This is a genomic window from Rhodococcus sp. RD6.2 (assembly GCF_001040705.1).
Classification (GTDB): Bacteria; Actinomycetota; Actinomycetes; order Mycobacteriales; family Mycobacteriaceae; genus Rhodococcus_G.
The window spans coordinates 202,175-220,778 of sequence record NZ_CVQP01000009.1; the positions used below are offsets into that span (position 1 = coordinate 202,175).

Below are 18,604 nucleotides of genomic sequence, written 5' to 3' on the forward strand. Positions count from 1 at the left end.
TTGTCGGTGCCAGGAGCTACCGTCCACCCATGACGATCACCGTGGGCATGATCACGTTCGACAGCGCGGAACCGGGGCCACTCGCGACGTGGTGGGCGGAGCAGACCGGCGGCCGGATCGAGGAGGACAACGACGGCTGGTTCTACCTCGTCGGCCTCCCCGACGCACCGTTCAAACTGGCGTTCCAGAAGGTGGAGGACCCGACGCCGGGCAAGAACCGCATCCATCTCGACATGTCGGCACCCGACCTCGACGCCGAGGTCGATCGGCTCGTCGCCGCAGGCGCGGCGGAATACGAGCGGCACGACATGGACGGGTTCCGATGGGTCACCCTCACCGACCCCGACGGCAACCGGTTCTGCGTCGCCGGGCAGCCGCTCTGAAGGCGAGTCTCTAGGATTCGGTCATGTCCCCACTGACCGACGCCACCGCCCCCGGACTCTGCTCGTTCGTCGACGCGTCGCCGTCGCCGTTCCACGTATGTGCGACGGTCGCGGGTGAGCTCACCGCCGCGGGGTTCGTGAAGTTGCGCGAGGCCGACGGCTGGCCGACCGCGGCGGGCCGGTACTTCCTCGTGCGCGGCGGGTCGCTCGTCGCGTGGAGCACCGAGGGATTCGGGCACGAGGCCGCGCCGTTCCGGATCGTCGGCGGGCACACGGACAGCCCGAACCTCAGAGTCAAACAGCACCCCGATCTCGAGTCCGCAGGCTGGCAGATGGTCGGCCTCGAGCCGTACGGAGGGGCGTGGCTGAACTCGTGGCTCGACCGCGACCTCGGCATCTCCGGCCGGATCAGCGTCCGCGACGGAAACCGGTTGCGGGAGCAGCTCGTTCGCGTCGACCGACCGATCCTGCGGGTGCCACAGTTGGCGATCCACCTGTCCGAGGAACGCAAGGGCGTCAGCCTCGACCCACAACGCCACGTCAACGCGATCTGGGGTGTCGGGACGTCGCCGCGCAGCTTCATCTCCTTCATTGCAAGCGAGGCCGGTGTCGACGCCGATGCCGTTCTCGGTTGGGAGTTGATGACCCACGACCTGGCGCCCAGTGCCGTTGTCGGCCTGAACGCGGAACTGGTGTCCGCGCCGCGCCTCGACAACCAGGGCACCTGCTACGCCGGAACCCAGGCGCTCCTCGGCGCCGTCGACAATCCTGGGGAAGCGATCCCGGTGCTCGCCCTGTTCGACCACGAGGAGGTTGGGTCGATGTCCGACCGCGGCGCCTTCTCGGACCTGCTGAACTCGGTGCTGGAGCGGATCGTCCTCGGCCGCGGCGGGGGCCGCGAGGACTACCTGCGGGCGATGGCAGGGTCGGTGTGCGCGTCCGGAGACATGGCCCACGCGACCCACCCGAACTACCCGGACCGGCACGAGCCCGCGCACCGCATCACCGTCAACGGTGGCCCGGTCCTCAAGGTCAACCAGAACCTGCGGTACGCCACCGACGCGGCGGGAACCGGGGAGTTCGCGCTCGCCTGCGACCGCGCCGGGGTTCCCTTGCAGCGGTACGTGCACCGCGCCGACCTGCCGTGCGGGTCGACGATCGGACCGATCACCGCGTCGCGGACGGGGTTGTCCACAGTCGACGTCGGGGCGCCCCAGTTGGCGATGCACTCGGCACGGGAGTTGATGGGCGCCGCGGACGTCACCTCGTACGCGGAGGCACTCGCCGCGTTCCTCACCCCGGAGGACTGACGGGCCGTCTGCCGATCGTCGGATGGCGAGGTGCGTGGAGTGCGGCGAGAATTTCGTTCGGGGGAGCAGTGACTCTAGTTAACGATTTCCCCATTCGACCCGTCCGTCACATGCGTCTCGTGATTGTCTGGGTCCGGCGGCGGTAACGACCCCGCCGACCGATCTGCCGTCGACGAGGAGGGCCCACGCCCATGCGTACACAACTGTCCACGCATCCCCGAATGACCGCGGTGCGTCGCGCGAGCGGAGCCGTCGTCGCCGCAGGCGTCGCCGTCGTCCTCGCCGCGAGCGCCGCGACCCCGGCCACCGGGCAGTCGCTCGGCTCCTCGGGTTCCTCCGGCTCCTCGGGTTCGGATTCCGGCACCGCCCCCGGAGGTCCGTGCGGTCAGTCGACGGGAAACAGCACCGGCTCGCTCGGCAAGGTGCTCACACCGTGGATCACCGGCTCCCCGGACGGTGGCCTGCCGATACTGACCGGTCGAACCCGCGCGATCGAGATGGTCACCGGGCCGGGTAGCCCGAACGACACCGTCAACCGATTCAACGTCTCGGGCACCGACCTCGGCATCATGTGGGACAACGACAACGCGGGCGGCGCCCATCAGACGATGATCGCGTTCGGCGACACCGTCGGCGACTGCGGTGCCGAGGGCGACGACTGGCGATCGAACGTCCTGTTCCGCAGCGCCGACACCGATCTCGCCACCGGCATGCGCATCGACTCGTCGCCGCTGATGCCGGTGCCGCCCGGTCCCGCGAACGTCTCGAAGGAGGTCGTTCCCGGCTTCGGTATCCCCGGTGAGTACACCGTCATCCCGACTGCCGGCATCGCCGTCGGCGGAGTCCAGTACATGCGGGTGATGGGTGTGCAGTCGTGGGACACCCCCGGCAACTGGACGACCCTGTACTCGGCGCTCGCGTCGTCGACCGACAACGGCGAGAACTGGACCCTCGACCCGCTCACCGCGCGCCCCAACGTCGCGGGCCTCGACATCCCCGGCATCCCCAACTTCGACGCCCGCAACGCGGATTTCCAGCAGAGCGCGTTCGTCAAGAACGGTGGATTCGTCTACGAGTTCGGCACCCGGTCCGGACGCAGCGGCAGCGCGCTGCTCGCCCGCGTACCCGAGGCGCAGATCGCCGACCTCGGCGCCTACACCTACTGGAACGGCACGGCGTGGGCGCCCGACCTGGCGTCGGCGGCCGCGGTGATCGAGTCGCCGGTCAGCGAGCTGTCCGTGCAGTGGAACTCGTACCTGAACAAGTACGTCGCGATGTACACGGACCAGACGAACTCGCTCGTGATCCGGCAGGCCGACAACCTGGAGGGCCCGTGGAGCGGCACCCAGACGATCCTGTCCGGAATCCTGGTGCCCGCGCTGTACGGCGGGTTCATGCACCCGTGGAGCAGCGGCCGCTACCTCGAATTCGTCGGCACCACCTGGGACCGCTACAACGTCATCTACTTCCGCACCGACCTCGACGGGCTGCAGATGGCCGCCAGGGACCAGGCGGACCGCCCCGACCCCGCGACCACCGGTGAAGCGCAACGCATCGGCACCGAACTCCCCAGCGGCGAGGTCGTCCCCATCGCCGAGTGACATCGGGTCGCCGTGCCGCCCGTGAGGCGGGCCGCGGCGGTTGGGTGCAGGATCGGATGATGACCGCGAACCGCTCGGCCGCGTTCGCCGCCGGGGGCGCGGCCGTCGGAGGTCTCCTGTTCGGTGCCGACACCTCCACCATGAACGGGGCGATCAACGGAATCCGGCCCGAATTCGCGTTGGAGACCTCGCTTGTCGGGTTCGTGGTCGCGATCTCGATCCTCGGCTGCGCGGCCGGCGCGCTGACCGCGGGCAGGATCGCCGCCCGGTTCGGGAGCGTCGGGACGATGCGACTCGGTGGCGCCGTCGTCGCGGCGGGATCGGTCGCGGCCGCGCTGGTGCCCGCGGCGCTGCCACTGTCGGTGTGCAGGCTCGTCGTCGGGTTCGGAATCGGACTGCTGTCCGTCGTCGTGCCCGGCTACATCACCGAGATCTCGCCGGAGAGTATCCGCGGCCGCCTGGCGTCGCTGTGGCAGTTGGCGATCGTGCTCGGGATCTTCCTCGGCCTCGTCGTCGACTACCTACTGCGGGAACGGGCGGGCGCCGCCGACGCGGAGTTGCTGTGGGGTGGCGCGGCATGGCGGTGGATGTTCGTGGTGATCGCGCTCGCCGCGATCGTGCAACTGTTGATCGCGTCGCGGCTGCCCGAGCCGATCCGCACCGGTGACAGTGCACCCAGAGGCGGTTTCGTCGTCCTGCGCGGCGCGGTGTTCGGCCTGAAGCCGATCGTGTGGGTCGGCATCGTCGTGGCCGCGTTGCAGCAGTTCGTCGGAATCAACGTGATCTTCTTCTACTCGACGACCCTGTGGAAGTCCGTCGGCTTCTCCGAGGACGACGCCTTCGTCACCAGCCTCCTCACTGCGCTGGTCAACATCGCCGCGACGGTCGCCGCGATCGGCCTCGTCGACCGGCTCGGTCGGCGCCCGTTGCTGCTCGGCGGTGCGGCGGGTATGGCGGTCAGTCTCGGTGTCCTCGCCGTGTGTTTCGCGTCGGCGACGGGGGAGGGCGACGCGATTGCGCTTCCGCAGCCCGCAGGAACGATCGCCCTCGTCGCCGCCAACCTGTTCGTCATCGCGTTCGGTGTCAGCTGGGGTCCGCTGATGTGGGTGGTCCTCGGCGAACTGTTCGACACCCGCACCCGCACCGTCGCACTGTCGCTGACCGTGATGGTCAACTGGCTGGCGAACTGGCTGGTCACCCGCACGTTCCCGACCCTCGCCGACGTGAGCCTGCCGCTCACGTACGGGATCTACACCGCGTTCGCCGTCGCGGCGCTCGTGTTCACTGCCCGCACCGTGCCGGAGACCAAGGGGCTCGTGCTCACCTGACGTGCCACTCGGCGCGGCAGAAGGGGGGCCATCCGGCCTCAGCGGGCCCGGATCCGCGTTTGACGGATTCGCCGACCGGGCAAACTGAATTCCGTCGCCCCCGATCGACGACGTCGAAGGAGACCACGATGACCAGGGTGTCCCGCACGTTCACCGTGACCGCCGCCCCCGCGCCGGCACTCCGCTATCTGGCCGACTTCTCGAACGCGGAGACGTGGGATCCGGGCACGGTGCGCTGCACCCGCCTCGACGAGGGGCCGGTCCGCGTCGGATCGCAGTGGCACAACGAGACCAAGATCGCCGGCGTGGGCACCCAACTGACCTACACACTCGAAGAGTGGACCGCCGACCGCGTGGTCCTGGTCGGCCACAACGACACCGCGACGTCGACCGAAACCATCGTCGCCAGGCCCGATCCGCGGGGTGCCGAACTGACCTACACCAACGAGGTGGAGATGCGGGGGATGGCGAAACTCGCCTCCCCCGCGATCAAGCTCGTCTTCGAGAAGATCGGCGCCGACCTGGAGCGGCAGCTCACCGAGGCGCTCGACGTGCTGCCGGGCGACGGGGACTGACGGAACGCGGTGAACCGAGGGCGCCGACCCCGGGTGGTGAGTGACCGAGCCCACCCGGGGTGACCAGTGCGGCCACGTCGCCGCCGCCCGGCTAGACTTTGTGCTGGCAGTGCCCTACGTGCCTGCCCATTCGATCCTCCAGGGAAGGACCCGACTCCTCGTGTCATCGCAGGTCGATACCGTCACCCAAGCCGCCGCGACCCCCGATGTCGCCCAGCCCTACCGGGAACTGGGACTCAAGGACGACGAGTACGCCCGTATCCGGGAGATCCTCGGTCGCCGTCCCACGGACGCCGAGCTGGCGATGTACTCGGTGATGTGGTCCGAGCACTGCTCGTACAAGTCGTCGAAGGTGCACCTGAAGTACTTCGGCGAGACCACCACCGACGAGATGCGGTCCTCGATGCTCGCAGGCATCGGTGAGAACGCAGGCGTCGTCGACATCGGCGACGGCTGGGCCGTCACCTTCAAGGTCGAATCCCACAACCACCCGTCGTACATCGAGCCGTACCAGGGCGCCGCGACCGGCGTCGGCGGCATCGTCCGCGACATCATGGCGATGGGCGCCCGCCCGATCGCGGTCATGGACCAGTTGCGGTTCGGCGCGGCCGACCACCCCGACACCCGTCGCGTCGTCGACGGCGTCGTGCGCGGCATCGGCGGCTACGGCAACTCTCTCGGCCTCCCGAACGTCGGCGGCGAGACGGTGTTCGACGCGTCCTACCAGGGCAACCCGCTCGTCAACGCGCTGTGCGCGGGCGCGATGCGCGTCGAGGACCTGCACCTGGCGTTCGCGTCCGGCGTCGGCAACAAGATCATCCTGTTCGGTGCCCGTACCGGCCTCGACGGCATCGGCGGCGTGTCCGTCCTCGCGTCGGAGACCTTCGACGAATCGTCGGGCGGCCGCCCGAAGAAGCTCCCCGCCGTGCAGGTGGGCGACCCCTTCACCGAGAAGGTGCTCATCGAGTGCTGTCTCGACCTGTACCGCGAGAAGCTCGTCGTCGGCATCCAGGACCTCGGCGGCGCCGGTCTGTCCTGTGCCACGTCCGAGCTGGCCGCGGCCGGTGACGGCGGCATGCACATCAACCTCGAGCGCGTCCCCATGCGCGCCACGGGCATGACGGCGGCCGAGGTGCTCTCCAGCGAGTCGCAGGAGCGCATGTGCGCGGTCGTGACACCGGAGAACGTCGACGCGTTCATGGCCGTCTGCAAGAAGTGGGACGTCCTCGCCACCGTCATCGGTGAGGTCACCGACGGCGAGCACCTCGTCATCGACTGGCACGGCGAGACCGTCGTCGACGCGCCCGCCCGCACGATCGCGCACGAGGGCCCCGTCTACGAGCGTCCCGTCCAGCGTCCCGACAGCCAGGACGCCCTGATCGCGAACACCACCGCGGGCCTCACGCGTCCCGAGACCGACGCCGAGCTCGAGGCGACCCTGCTCAAGATGATCGCCTCGCCCGCGCTGTGCAGCCGCAAGTGGATCACCGAGCAGTACGACCGCTACGTCCGCGGCAACACCGTCCTCGCGGAGAACGCCGACGGCGGCGTCATCCGCATCGACGAGAAGTCGGGCCGCGGCATCGCCCTCGCGACGGACGCGTCCGGCCGCTACACCGCGCTCGACCCGTACACCGGCGCACAGCTCGCGCTCGCCGAGGCGTACCGCAACGTCGCCGTCACCGGCGCCACCCCGAAGGCCGTCTCCAACTGCCTCAACTTCGGTTCGCCGGAGGATCCGGGTGTCATGTGGCAGTTCCAGCAGGCGGTTCGCGGCCTCGCCGACGGCTGCGCGCAGCTCGGCATCCCGGTCACCGGCGGCAACGTTAGCTTCTACAACCAGACCGGCGCCACCGCGATCCTCCCGACGCCGGTCGTCGCGGTCCTCGGTGTCATCGACGACGTGCACCGTCGCATCCCGACCGGCCTCGGCCTCGAGCCCGGAGAGACGCTGATCCTGCTCGGCGACACCCACGACGAGTTCGACGGTTCCATCTGGGCGCAGGTCGAGCACGACCACCTCGGCGGTGTTCCGCCGAAGGTCGATCTCGAGCGTGAGCGTCTGCTCGCCGACATCCTGCTCGCCGGTTCGCGTGACGGACTGGTCTCCGCAGCCCACGACCTCTCCGAGGGCGGCCTCGCGCAGGCCGTCGTCGAGGCGGCACTGGCAGGCGAAACCGGTTGCCGCATCCTGCTTCCCGAGGGCGCGGACCCGTTCGTGACGCTGTTCTCCGAGTCCGCAGGCCGCGTGCTCGTCGCGGTGCCGCGCACCGAGGAGACCCGCTTCACCGGAATGTGCACCGCACGCAACCTGCCGTGGGTGCGGATCGGCGTCGTCGACGAGGGCTCCGACTCCGTCGAGGTCCAGGGTCACTTCTCGGTCACCCTCGACACGCTGCGCGCCACCTCCGAGGGAACGCTGCCCGCGCTGTTTGGATAGCCATGTGACCCACACGGACACGACCCCGGAACCCGGGACGGATCAGGCCTCCGCCGATCGGTCCCGGGTTCCGGTGGGTTCGGGCGCCGAATCGCCTGCGCCGGGAGAGACGGACGGGCCTGGTCTGCGCCGCAAGATCGCCCTCTGGTTCGAGGGGGACGATCTGCACCTCCCGTGGTCCTCGGAGCGACTCGCGGAGAAGCACCCGTTCGTCGCGTGGGCGTGGGGGCTGCTCAGCCTCGACTTCACCGGTATCGCGTTCGGTGCCCTGTTCTTCTGCTGGTCGCTGACGCCGTCGCTGCTGCCCCGGGACTGGCTGTACCAGGGTCTGATCGGCGGTATCACCGCCGCCATCGGCTACGCGTTCGGATGCATCGTCGGCTGGGCCACCTACCGCTACTGGCTCTCCAGGCTCACGTGGTGGCCGCCGCCGGTGCGATTGCAGCAGATCACGAAGATCGCGGTGCCCGTGCTCTCGTTCGCCGCGGCGCTGATCATGCTCGTGTACGCCGCCGGCTGGCAGCGTGAACTGGCCGCACTCATGGGTGCCGAGGGCACGACGACGACCGGCTACCTCCGGACCCTCGCGTTGAGTGCAGCCGTTGCGGCACTGCTCATTTCGCTGTGGCGGGTATTGCGCGACCTCGTGCTCCTCATCGCCCGCTACCTGAACAAGTGGCTGCGCGTTCCCCGCTCCGCCGCCGCGCCGATCGGTGCCGTCCTCGTGGCGTTCCTCGGCTACACCCTCGTCACCGACGTCCTGTTCAACGGCGTGTATTCGTTCATGAACTCGGCCTTCAGCCTGCAGAACGACGAAACCCGCGCCGAGGTGGTGCGGCCCATGCGCGCCGAACGCTCCGGGAGTCCCGAGTCGTACGCACCGTGGGAAACCCTCGGCTACGAGGGACGCGACTTCGTCTACCGCGGACTGCACGCCGAGCAACTGTCCGAGTTCAACAACGGCGCCCCGGCGAAGGAACCGATTCGCGTCTACGCCGGACTGCAGACGGCCGAGGACACCGACGCTCGCCTCGACATCGTCATCGACGAACTCGAACGCACCGGGGCGTTCCAACGCAAGGCGCTCGTCGTGATCCCCACGACCGGCACCGGCTGGGTCAATCCGACGGCCGCGAACGCAATCGAGCTCATGTACAACGGCGACACCGCCCTCGTCGCCAGCCAGTACTCGTACCTGCCGAGTTGGGTGTCGTTCCTCGCGGACCGCGGGAAGGCGGCCGACGCGGGCCGTGCCCTCGTCCACCGCGTCCACGAACGGTGGCTGCAGGAACCCGAGGCAACACGCCCGAAACTGCTCGTCTACGGCGAATCCCTCGGCACGCAGGCCGGTGAGGGAGCGTTCGACGGGCTCGCCGACATCCGCGACATGGTCGACGGGGTGCTGTGGGTGGGGCCACCCAACTCGAACCGGTTGTGGAGCACCCTCGAAGACCGCCGCGACCCCGGCAGCCCCGAAGTCCAACCCGAGTACTCCGACGGCCTCGTCGTCCGGTTCGCCGAGGACGCCGCCGCTCTCGACGCCCAACAGGGACCGTGGTTGCACCCGCGCGTGCTGTACATCCAGCACCCGTCCGACCCCGTGGTGTGGTGGAGCCCGGACCTGATCTTCAACCGCCCCGACTGGTTGTCCGAGCCGCCCGGCTACGACCGCCTGCCGTCGATGCGCTGGTTCCCGTTCGTCACGTTCTGGCAGGTCGCCGCCGACCTCGCGAACGCGGCGGGCGTCCCCGACGGGCACGGGCACAACTACGGCACCGTCATGGTCGACGGCTTCGCCGCGGTGGGCGCACCCGACGGCTGGACATCCACCGACACCGAACGCGTCCGCGCGGCCCTGAACGCCATCGCGGGCTCGCAGGGCCCCGAGAAATGAGGCGCACGGCCGGCGCCGCAGCGGTGGGATGCGCGGCGGCGTTGGTCGCGTGGAACGGTGTCGTGCTGCCCCGGCTGGGGTTGGGCGCGCGGGGCCGCGCCGCGGCGAACACCGTGACGGCGGTCGTCGTCGGGGGAGCAGCCGTCGTGGGCGGCGTGACCTTCGCGGAACTCGGATGGACCGCCTGGCGTCATGGGCTGCTCGTCGGTGTGGCGGCGTCGACGCTGCCGACGCTCGCGTACCCGGCGATGCTCGCGATCCCACCGGTACGCGCACGGATGGCATCGGGTGCGCGTCGCGCCGACCACACCGAATGGGTGTTCGTGCACATCCCCCTCGGGACCGTGCTCGCCGAAGAGGTCGTGTTCCGTTCGGTGCTCTACGCGCTGGCCAGACGGGCATCGCCGCGCTGGGCGCCCGTCCTCGGCGCGGCGGCGTTCGGTCTGTGGCACGTGACCCCCGCGCGGCATGCGGGTGACTCGATCGTCGGAACCGTCGCACTGACCGCAGCGGCGTCGCTGCTCTTCGACGGGTTGCGGGACCGCAGCGGAAGCGTGCTCGCACCCGCGCTGCTGCACCTGGCCGTCAACGCGGGTGGGGCGGTGGCGGCCGAGACGGCTGCCGGGCGGACGGTGAGAGGAAGGTCGATGTCCGCGTCCTCCGACGGTTGACCCGGCGGTGACAGTGGCGTGGTCGGTGCCCGAACCTGTTCCGACGTGGCACCCGAGGCCGAACCTCGGTGTGCCTCGCTACGTCAGCTCTCGCACGCCACGCCGTCGTTGTCCCGGTCCAGTTTGGAGCTGTAGCCCGGCGACCCGGCATACAGCGGTGCAGCACCGGCCGCCCTGGCAGCGGCACAGCTCCCGTAGCTTGCGCCACCGGTCTGCGGCTTCGGCGCCACAACCTCGGGTGCGGGAGCCGGCTCGGGTGCGGGTGCGGGAGCAACGAACGGGACGGGTGCGGGCGCCACGTACGGCGTCGTCGGCGGCGGCGTGTACACATCGACCGGTGCAGGAGCAACGACCGCCGATGTTGCCCGCGGTACCGGAGGATTCGAGGCAGGCGCGACCACGTTCGATGTCGGCAGCGAAGCCGGGGAGGTCGCAGCGGGAGTGGTCGACGGCACCGGGGTCGTCGTCCGGGCGGTCGATGTGGTTGTCGGATGCGACGGCGTCGGCTCCGAGGTCTTCTCGTTCTCGCCGCCGCACGCCCCGACGAGCACCAGCAGGCCGACCATCCCACCGGTGATCCAGAGCCGCTTCGTGCGCTTCTTCGGGGCAGGGGCGGCAGCCACAGGACCGCGGAGACCCTGGGACGACTGATTCGAATCGAACGGCACGGACACGGAAGACACCTCGGTGGGTCGGGTTCGACGGGCCATCGATGGCACCGGCTGACGAATGCTGGTTTCTACCAGCTCACATCGGCTGTCGGTCGAATGGAGGACGACGCCTGGCTCCGGGCGGACCGCACGAATCAGGGGTTTTCCGATGCACCCGAGGTTGCGGTTGCCGACGGGGGAATCGCCGGCACAGCTGCCATCGGGCGAAGCCGCGCGGATGTATCGGAAGTGCACATTTCCGGGCATGAAACGGTGCGCATCGGGTATCGCCGGGCCCGTAGCGTCGCACGCGGAACGGAGGCAGACGTGCAGGAATGGAACCGCGCGATCGACCTGATCGAGCAGCGACTGGAAGGCGACCTCGACATCTCGGACGTCGCGAGGGTCGCTCTGACGTCCGAGTACCACTTCCGTCGCATGTTCTCGACGTTGGCGGGAATGCCGTTGTCGGAGTATGTCCGTCGGCGTCGAATGACCGTCGCGACGGCCGACGTCCTCGCCGGTGAGCCGGTCGTCGATGTGGCGGTCCGCTTCGGCTACGGCTCGGCTGCCGCGTTCACCCGCGCGTTCAAATCGATGCACGGGTTGACGCCCGGCCAGGCTCGACAGCCCGGCTCGGTCCTTCGTTCCCAACCCCCGTTGAGATTCCACCTGCGTGTGGAGGGAAGGAGCGACATGCGTCATCGCATCGTCGACAAGGACGCGTTCGCGCTGGTCGGCTACCGGACCACGGTTCCGGTCGTCCACGAGGGACCGAATCCGGCGATCGTCGAATTCGAGAAGAGCATCGACGGCGACGCTCGCGCCCTGCTGCTGTCTCTGTCGAACACCGAGCCGGCGGGCCCGCTGGCGGTGACGGTGCGGCTGGCCGAATCGCGTTCCGAAGGAGTCGAGGTCGAGTACTGGCGCGCGGTGGCGACCACAGCCGCCGACTGCGGAGATCTCGCCCGGATCGACGTTCCCGCCGGGCTGTGGGTGGTGTTCGAGGCGGACGGAAAGTTCCCGGAGGCACTGCAACATCTGTGGGCCGATGCAGCGACCGAATGGTTCCCGGCGAATCCGTACGAGTGGATCGAGGGACCGGAATTGCTGACCATCCACCCGGACCCGGGCGGGGAATCCGGCCGTGGCGAGCTGTGGCTGCCTATCGAACGAATCCCCTCAGACCTGGGCCGGTAGGTTGGCGGCGTGCCTGCCCGGAAGAGAATCGACCCCGCCCAGATGCGGTCCGCGGTGACGGCCGTGGGGGAGTGGCTGTCCGACGTGGACGCCGCGGCCCCCGCGCGGGCCGAGCTCGCGGCCGCGGTCCGGCTCAGTGCCCGGACCCTCGAAGACGTCGCACCGGGGTCGTCCGTGGAGGTGCGGGTGCCGCCATTCGTGGCGGTGCAGTGCATCGAAGGACCCCGGCACACGCGTGGGACCCCGCCGAACGTCGTCGAGACGGACCCGCGCACCTGGCTGGAGCTGGTCACCGGGCGCGTCACGTTCGACGGGGCGGTCGCGGCGGGAACTGTGACGGCGTCGGGGAGCCGGGCGGGGGAGATCGCGCACTGGCTGCCGCTGATGCCCGTGTGATCTGCGGTGTGACCGCGACGACAGGCGCAGCGACCCGTGGTGAGAGCACTGCCTCACTGGCCGTAGACTGAGCATGCCCCCCGCACCCACCCTTCAAAGGGAGCAACCCCGGTGACTTCAGCCGATCTCTCGGTCAGCAGCCCGAATCTTCTCGCACCCGCAGACATGTCCGATCAGGACGAGCAGCCGCCCCGCGAGGAATGTGGCGTCTTCGGTGTGTGGGCCCCCGGTGAGGATGTGGCGAAGCTCACGTACTACGGGCTCTACGCGTTGCAGCATCGCGGGCAGGAAGCTGCGGGTATCGCCGTCGCCGACGGCTCCCAGGTACTGGTGTTCAAGGACCTCGGTCTCGTCAGTCAGGTCTTCGACGAGCAGACCCTCGGCGCGATGCCGGGCCACGTCGCCGTCGGGCACTGTCGCTACTCGACCACCGGGTCCACCACCTGGGAGAACGCCCAGCCGATCTTCCGCACGACCGCCGCGGGCACGGGCATCGCGCTCGGCCACAACGGCAACCTGGTCAACACCGCCGAACTCGCCGAGCGGGCACGCGCCGCGGGCCTGATGAACAGCAAGCGGCCGGGAGGCGCCACCTCCGACTCCGACATCGTCGGAGCGCTGCTCGCGCACGCGGCGGCCGACCGCACCATCGAGCAGGCCGCGATGGAACTGCTGCCGACGTTGCGCGGCGCCTTCTGCCTGACCTTCATGGACGAGCACACCCTGTATGCGGCGCGTGACCCTCACGGCGTCCGCCCGCTGGTTCTGGGTCGACTGGATCGTGGCTGGGTCGTCGCGTCCGAGACCGCCGCCCTCGACATCGTCGGCGCCTCGTTCGTCCGGGAGATCGAGCCCGGTGAGCTGCTTGCGATCGACGCCGACGGCGTGCGCTCCTCGCGTTTCGCGAACCCGACGCCGAAGGGCTGCGTCTTCGAGTACGTCTATCTGGCCCGGCCCGACACGACCATCGCCGGTCGGTCGGTGCACGCGACGCGCGTCGACATCGGTCGTCGACTCGCCAAGGAGCACCCGATCGACGGCGATCTGGTGATCCCGGTTCCGGAGTCCGGCACCCCTGCCGCGGTCGGTTACGCGCAGGGCTCGGGCATCCCGTACGGCCAGGGCCTGATGAAGAACGCGTACGTCGGCCGGACGTTCATCCAGCCGTCGCAGACCATCCGCCAGCTCGGTATCCGGCTCAAGCTGAACCCGCTGCGTGACGTCATCCGAGGCAAGCGGCTGATCGTCGTCGACGACTCCATCGTCCGCGGCAACACGCAGCGCGCGCTGATCCGCATGCTGCGCGAGGCCGGTGCGCTCGAGATTCACGTGCGGATCGCATCGCCGCCGGTGAAGTGGCCGTGCTTCTACGGCATCGACTTCGCGTCGCCCGCGGAGCTGATCGCCAACGGCGCGGGCGGAACGAACCACGAGCCGGGCAACGTCGAGGAGATGATCGAGGGGGTGCGCCGCTCGATCGGGGCGGACTCGCTCGGCTACATCTCGGTCGACGGGATGGTCGCGGCGACCGAACAGCCGGCGTCGCGCTTGTGCATGGCCTGCTTCGACGGCGAGTACCCGATCGAGTTGCCGACGGAGATCGGCAAGAACGTGCTCGAGGGGATGCTCGAGCAGACCGCAGGCACGGCGACGAAGCAGGACAACGACAACGCGAGTGCGCTGAGTCGGCCCTGAGCGGCCGCGCGAGGACCCATACTCGTGTCGATGACTTCGACACCACGTAGACCCAGGCAGTGCCAGGTGCACTGACGAGATCACAGCTGGAGCTGAGTAACCCGATGACCGACGACCAGAAGCCCCACGCCGCCGGCGCGTCCTACGCTGCGGCGGGGGTCGACATCGCTGCAGGCGACCGGGCAGTGGAGCTGTTCGCCCCGCTCGCGAAGAAGGCCAGCCGTCCCGAGGTGCTCGGCGGACTGGGCGGCTTCGCCGGAGTGTTCGCCCTCAAGGGCGGATACAAGGAGCCGCTGCTGGCGGCGTCCACCGACGGCGTCGGCACCAAGCTCGCGGTCGCGCAGGCCCTCGACAAGCACGACACCGTCGGCCTCGACCTCGTCGCGATGGTCGTTGACGACCTCGTGGTGTGCGGCGCGGAGCCGCTGTTCCTGCAGGACTACATCGCAGTCGGCAAGGTTGTCCCGGAGCGTGTCGCGGAGATCGTCGGCGGCATTGCGCAGGGCTGCATCCTGGCTGGTTGTGCCTTGCTGGGCGGCGAGACCGCCGAGCATCCCGGCGTGATGGCGGACGGCGACTACGACCTCTCCGCGACCGGTGTCGGTGTCGTCGAGGCGGACGCCCTGCTCGGGCCGGATCGGGTGCGTCCGGGCGACGTCGTGATCGCGATGGGCTCGTCGGGTCTGCACTCGAACGGCTACTCGCTGGCCCGCAAGGTGCTGCTCGAGATCGACCGGATGTCGCTGACCGGGCACGTCGAAGAGTTCGGCCGCACCCTCGGTGAGGAACTGCTCGAGCCGACGAAGATCTACGCGAAGGACTGCCTCGCGCTGATCGCCGAGACCGATGTGCGCACCTTCTGCCACGTCACCGGCGGTGGCCTCGCCAACAACCTGGCCCGCGTCATGCCGAAGGGCCTCGTCGCCGAGCTGGACCGCGGAACGTGGACCCCTGCACCGGTGTTCACCATGATCGGTCAGCGCGGCCGCGTCGAGCGCGCCGAGTTGGAGGCGACGTTCAACATGGGCGTCGGCATGGTCGCGATCGTCGCGCCCGAGGACGTGGACCGCGCGCTCGCCGTGCTCACGGCCCGGCACATCGACTGCTGGACCCTCGGGACCGTGGCGAAGGCGTCGGACAAGCACGACGGCGCCGATACGGTTCGCATGGTCGGCGAGCACCCGCGCTTCTAGGACTTCCGAACACAAGACGAACCGCCCGAGCCCCTCAGGGGTTCGGGCGGTTCGTCTTTCGGTTGCTGCCCTGGCGCACGTGTGGTGCGCACGCGGAGAATGAGGGGGAGCCGGTAGGGCTCCCCCTCATTCGGTGCTGCGCAAGTGTGTGCCGGTGACGGCGGGCGTCAACGACGCCAGTCGTCGTTGTCTTCGTCGTCCCAGCGCGACGACGCGCTGTCCTCGGAACGCTGGTCGCTGTAGGACCCGTTCCGGTGGGAGTTGGACGGCGCACCCGACAGCTCACGTTGGAGGCTGTCGAAGTTAGTGGACGGCGAGCTGTACTTGAGCTCGCGTGCAACCTTGGTCTGCTTTGCCTTAGCCCGGCCGCGGCCCATGGCCAACCCCCTCGCGCTTTAAGCGGGGCGGCCTGGGAATTTTTGGCGGCCCCGTTTTGAGTGTGTGTGTCTTCCTGACTGACACTCTAGCCTGAGAACGGGGCGAGCGCTCCTTCCCCTGCCCAGGAGTGGTGTTTCGTTCATCTCAGCACCTCGGGAATCGCCCGGACGGTGCCGACTCGGACGCCTCCGCCGAGCACCGGCGCGGACGCCAGCTCGGCGAGATCCTCGGTCCACTCCACCCCGATCCGGTGCAGGATCGCCGCGGTCAGGGGAATCCGCGCGCGTTCGCTGCCGTCGTCGATCTTCAGTGCGAACGCCCGTCCGTCGGGCAGGGCACCGGCGTGGACGCCGTCGGCGCCGACCTTGCACAGCAGGCCGGGGACCGTCGACATCAGGCGTTCGTCGTCGAGCCCGGTTCCCGACACCTGCCACGGGTGCTCGCGGACGGCGTCGGCGACCGCGCGTTCGGCGGTGGCCGGCCCACCCGTGACGAGCCTGGCGAAGGCCCGGGCCAGCGCGGTCAGCGACAGGGGCACGATCGGCAGTCCGCACCCGTCGATGCCGAGTTCGTACTCGTCCTCACCCGACAGGTCCGCGATGGTCTCCTGGATCTCCTGCTGCAGCGGGTGCGCCGCGTCCAGGTAGCTCTCGAGCGGCCAGTCGCGGGCCGCACAGACCGCCACCATCGCGGCGTGCTTGCCCGAGCAGTTCATGAACACGCGCCGGGGTGATCCGCCCACGGCCAGCACGCGGGCCCGGGCGATGTCGTTCCACGGCAGATCGGGAGGGCAGCGCAGGTCGCGTTCGGTGAGGCCGTTGCGCTCGAGCAGGCCGAGCACCCCCGCGACGTGCTCGGGTTCGCCGCCGTGTGAGGAGCTCGCGAGCGCGACCTCGCGGGAGTCGGCCGGGACGAAGCCGTTGCGCAGCATCGCAACGGTCTGCAGCGGCTTGTTCGCCGAGCGGGGGAAGATCGGGGTGTTCACCTCGCCGACCGCGAGGAGGGTCTCACCGGAGGGGTCGAGCACCACCAGGGATCCGCGGTGTACGCACTCGCGGAAACCGGATCGGACGACCTCGACCAGCTCGACGCTCAATACCCCACCTGCACCTTCAGCCCGGCTATCCGCCTGCGTGCCTTGTCCTCGACAGTAGGCGAGAGTCCGGGCTGTTGCTCGAGGAGCACTGCGAGCCGCGCCGGATCGTGACCTGTGAACAGATCCCGCACCGTCACGCCGTGTTCCGGGATGTGCACGACCGTGATCGGGTCGCCCGCCGCGACGCGGCCGGGACGGACCACCTTCAGGTAGGCGCCGGTGTCGCCGCGCTCGGAGAACCGCTTGACCCACTGGGGTTCGGCGGCCCAGACACCGAAGGTCCCGCACGGGGTTCGCGGCCCGGTGACCTCCAGTTCGAGGGTGTCGCCGAGGCGCCACCGTTCGCCGATCACGGCGTCGCTCGTCGCGACGCCGCTCACCCGCAGGTTCTCGCCGAACCAGCCGGCGTGCAGTTCGCGGCCCAGTTCCGTCGCCCAGCGTTCGGCCTCGGCGTCGGAGTAGGCGTAGACCGCCTTGAAGGGTCCGCCGTGGTGTTCGGTGTCGCAGACCCGGTCGCCGTCGAGCCCGGTCGCGTCGACGTCGACGGGGCCGTCGACGGCTCGTTTGTCGATGGCGGTGCGGGTCACGCGGCGCGTCCCCGAATCCCGCTCGGCGAACAGCCTGCAGACGGCGTCGACGCGGCCGGTCGCCGTGCCGGGTGTGCTCATCGGCCGCGCAGACGGTCGACGGCCGCGCGGCCGGGCTGGTATTCGTCGTGCCGGGGCATCGAGTCGGCGTCGATCGCGGCGGGAGTGTTGCCGGCCTCGAGGGTGGCGTCGGCGGGAACGGCCCGCTTGACCAGGGCGAGCGCGATCGGGCCGAGCTCGTGATGGTCGACCACAGTCCCGACCCGGCCGACTGCGCGACCACCCGCGGTGACGGCGTCTCCGGGGGCGGGGCGGGTGTCCGCCGAACCGTCGAGGTGCAGCAGCACCAGGTGACGGGGCGGCTTGCCGAGGTTGTGCACGCGGGCGACGGTCTCCTGGCCGCGGTAGCAGCCCTTGTCGAGGTGGACCGCACCCTCCTCGGCGACGCCGCCGATCCACCCGACCTCGTGGGGGATGGTGCGGTCGTCGGTGTCCACCCCGAGGCGCGGGCGCAGGGCAGTCACGCGCAGGGCGTCGAACGCCCACGTTCCGGCGGGCGCGGCGCCCGCGTCGGTGAGGACCTGCCACCAGTGCACGAGACGGTCACGGGGGACGACCAGGTCCCAGGCGTGTTCGCCGGGCCACGGCATCGTGCGCAGGAAGCCGCCGCCGGGCAGCGCGGTCGCGGCGTACGTGCCCGGGAGTTCCGCGACGCCAAGGGCCTCGAGGAATCGGGGGCGCCTGGCGTCGGGTCCGAGCAGGGTCAGAACCGCCATGTCGGGCGCGGGCTTCGGTTCGGCCTTCGCCCAGAACACCATCTTCTGCAGGAAGCTGAGCAGGTCGGCGCCGGAGGTGGCTTCGGTGTCGATCCACGTGACGCCGTCGAGGTCCGTCTGGACGAAGTGGTGTTCGATGCGGCCGTTGAGGTCGAGGCTGAGGTTCTCGGCACTGTGGCCGTCGCCGAGGTTCGCGACGTGCTGACTGGAGATGGTGTGCAGCCACGACAGGCGTTCTTCTCCGGTGATGGACAGCACGAACCGGTTCGACCGGTCGACGACGGCGACCGCGCGTTCCGCGGTGCGTTGCTCTCGGAGCGGATCACCGTAATGCCAGGCGACGCCCGCATCGGGGGCGTCGTCGGGGTTGGGAACCGCCCCGGCGGTGGTGAGAAGTGGACTCGACGTGGTGCGCACGGACTCGGACACGC

17 protein-coding genes are annotated in these 18,604 nt (G+C 69.7%); 12 read left to right on the forward strand and 5 right to left on the reverse strand.

Going from position 1 to position 18,604, the window contains the following annotated elements:
• Window positions 1–29: 29 nt before the first annotated feature.
• The 8 genes from RHCRD62_RS19775 (at window position 30) to RHCRD62_RS19810 (ending at window position 10,202) form a co-directional block, all read left to right on the forward strand.
• The gene (locus tag RHCRD62_RS19775; RefSeq protein ID WP_050066455.1) at window positions 30–383 is read left to right on the forward strand and encodes a VOC family protein; all 354 of its coding nucleotides are present in this window, start codon (window positions 30–32) and stop codon (window positions 381–383) included.
• A gap of 23 nt (window positions 384–406) precedes the next feature.
• Window positions 407–1,693 (forward strand): M18 family aminopeptidase, encoded by a 1,287-nt coding sequence (locus RHCRD62_RS19780; protein WP_050066456.1) that lies wholly within the window; start codon window positions 407–409, stop codon window positions 1,691–1,693.
• Between the two features lie 191 nt (window positions 1,694–1,884).
• Entirely contained in the window at window positions 1,885–3,294 is a 1,410-nt protein-coding gene (locus RHCRD62_RS19785; protein ID WP_084734386.1) for a glycoside hydrolase family 183 protein, read from the forward strand.
• A 59-nt stretch (window positions 3,295–3,353) separates the two neighbouring features.
• Window positions 3,354–4,622, forward strand: coding sequence for an MFS transporter (locus RHCRD62_RS19790; RefSeq protein WP_050066678.1), 1,269 nt, complete (start codon window positions 3,354–3,356; stop codon window positions 4,620–4,622).
• Between the two features lie 128 nt (window positions 4,623–4,750).
• Complete coding sequence (locus RHCRD62_RS19795) at window positions 4,751–5,197, forward strand: SRPBCC family protein (RefSeq protein ID WP_050066458.1); 447 nt, start codon at window positions 4,751–4,753, stop codon at window positions 5,195–5,197.
• Window positions 5,198–5,357: 160 nt separating this feature from the next.
• Window positions 5,358–7,637, forward strand: coding sequence for a phosphoribosylformylglycinamidine synthase subunit PurL (purL, locus tag RHCRD62_RS19800; protein WP_050066459.1), 2,280 nt, complete (start codon window positions 5,358–5,360; stop codon window positions 7,635–7,637).
• A gap of 163 nt (window positions 7,638–7,800) precedes the next feature.
• Window positions 7,801–9,531 (forward strand): alpha/beta hydrolase, encoded by a 1,731-nt coding sequence (locus RHCRD62_RS19805; protein WP_253277417.1) that lies wholly within the window; start codon window positions 7,801–7,803, stop codon window positions 9,529–9,531.
• Window positions 9,528–10,202, forward strand: a complete 675-nt coding sequence (locus RHCRD62_RS19810) for a CPBP family intramembrane glutamic endopeptidase (protein ID WP_050066460.1) — start codon at window positions 9,528–9,530, stop codon at window positions 10,200–10,202. Before RHCRD62_RS19805 ends, RHCRD62_RS19810 begins: the two co-directional genes overlap by 4 nt.
• A gap of 83 nt (window positions 10,203–10,285) precedes the next feature.
• Here RHCRD62_RS19810 and RHCRD62_RS25590 read toward each other — a convergent pair whose 3' ends face one another.
• On the reverse strand, window positions 10,286–10,825 hold the full coding sequence (locus RHCRD62_RS25590; protein WP_253277397.1) for an excalibur calcium-binding domain-containing protein: 540 nt from the start codon (window positions 10,823–10,825) through the stop codon (window positions 10,286–10,288).
• 354 nt (window positions 10,826–11,179) lie between these two features.
• Here RHCRD62_RS25590 and RHCRD62_RS19820 point away from each other — a divergent pair, with 354 nt between their 5' ends.
• The 4 genes from RHCRD62_RS19820 (at window position 11,180) to purM (ending at window position 15,336) form a co-directional block, all read left to right on the forward strand.
• A complete protein-coding gene (locus RHCRD62_RS19820; protein ID WP_050066680.1) occupies window positions 11,180–12,052 on the forward strand; it encodes an AraC family transcriptional regulator in 873 nt (290 codons plus the stop codon).
• A gap of 9 nt (window positions 12,053–12,061) precedes the next feature.
• Window positions 12,062–12,448, forward strand: a complete 387-nt coding sequence (locus RHCRD62_RS19825) for a sterol carrier family protein (protein ID WP_050066462.1) — start codon at window positions 12,062–12,064, stop codon at window positions 12,446–12,448.
• A 111-nt stretch (window positions 12,449–12,559) separates the two neighbouring features.
• Window positions 12,560–14,143, forward strand: coding sequence for an amidophosphoribosyltransferase (gene purF, locus RHCRD62_RS19830; RefSeq protein WP_050066463.1), 1,584 nt, complete (start codon window positions 12,560–12,562; stop codon window positions 14,141–14,143).
• Window positions 14,144–14,247: 104 nt separating this feature from the next.
• Window positions 14,248–15,336 (forward strand): phosphoribosylformylglycinamidine cyclo-ligase, encoded by a 1,089-nt coding sequence (purM, locus tag RHCRD62_RS19835; protein WP_050066464.1) that lies wholly within the window; start codon window positions 14,248–14,250, stop codon window positions 15,334–15,336.
• Between the two features lie 167 nt (window positions 15,337–15,503).
• Here purM and RHCRD62_RS19840 read toward each other — a convergent pair whose 3' ends face one another.
• The 4 genes from RHCRD62_RS19840 to RHCRD62_RS19855 form a co-directional block, all read right to left on the reverse strand.
• Window positions 15,504–15,713, reverse strand: a complete 210-nt coding sequence (locus RHCRD62_RS19840; RefSeq protein WP_050066465.1) for a DUF3073 domain-containing protein — start codon at window positions 15,711–15,713, stop codon at window positions 15,504–15,506.
• A gap of 140 nt (window positions 15,714–15,853) precedes the next feature.
• Window positions 15,854–16,810, reverse strand: coding sequence for an asparaginase (locus tag RHCRD62_RS19845; RefSeq protein WP_050066466.1), 957 nt, complete (start codon window positions 16,808–16,810; stop codon window positions 15,854–15,856).
• Window positions 16,807–17,478 carry an MOSC domain-containing protein gene (locus RHCRD62_RS19850; RefSeq protein WP_050066467.1) on the reverse strand — a complete coding sequence of 224 codons (672 nt, stop codon included), beginning with the start codon at window positions 17,476–17,478 and terminating at the stop codon, window positions 16,807–16,809. The genes RHCRD62_RS19845 and RHCRD62_RS19850 overlap by 4 nt, the downstream gene beginning before the upstream one ends.
• Window positions 17,475–18,602, reverse strand: a complete 1,128-nt coding sequence (locus tag RHCRD62_RS19855; RefSeq protein WP_050066468.1) for a CAF17-like 4Fe-4S cluster assembly/insertion protein YgfZ — start codon at window positions 18,600–18,602, stop codon at window positions 17,475–17,477. The genes RHCRD62_RS19850 and RHCRD62_RS19855 overlap by 4 nt, the downstream gene beginning before the upstream one ends.
• Window positions 18,603–18,604: the final 2 nt, after the last annotated feature.

Coding starts and splice junctions, on each gene's coding strand:
- RHCRD62_RS19775 (WP_050066455.1), top strand. CDS start 30: ATGACGATCACCGTGGGCATGATCACGTTCGACAGCGCGGAACCGGGG.
- RHCRD62_RS19780 (WP_050066456.1), top strand. CDS start 407: ATGTCCCCACTGACCGACGCCACCGCCCCCGGACTCTGCTCGTTCGTC.
- RHCRD62_RS19785 (WP_084734386.1), top strand. CDS start 1,885: ATGCGTACACAACTGTCCACGCATCCCCGAATGACCGCGGTGCGTCGC.
- RHCRD62_RS19790 (WP_050066678.1), top strand. CDS start 3,354: ATGACCGCGAACCGCTCGGCCGCGTTCGCCGCCGGGGGCGCGGCCGTC.
- RHCRD62_RS19795 (WP_050066458.1), top strand. CDS start 4,751: ATGACCAGGGTGTCCCGCACGTTCACCGTGACCGCCGCCCCCGCGCCG.
- RHCRD62_RS19810 (WP_050066460.1), top strand. CDS start 9,528: ATGAGGCGCACGGCCGGCGCCGCAGCGGTGGGATGCGCGGCGGCGTTG.
- purM (WP_050066464.1), top strand. CDS start 14,248: ATGACCGACGACCAGAAGCCCCACGCCGCCGGCGCGTCCTACGCTGCG.
- RHCRD62_RS19840 (WP_050066465.1), bottom strand. CDS start 15,713: ATGGGCCGCGGCCGGGCTAAGGCAAAGCAGACCAAGGTTGCACGCGAG.
- RHCRD62_RS19850 (WP_050066467.1), bottom strand. CDS start 17,478: ATGAGCACACCCGGCACGGCGACCGGCCGCGTCGACGCCGTCTGCAGG.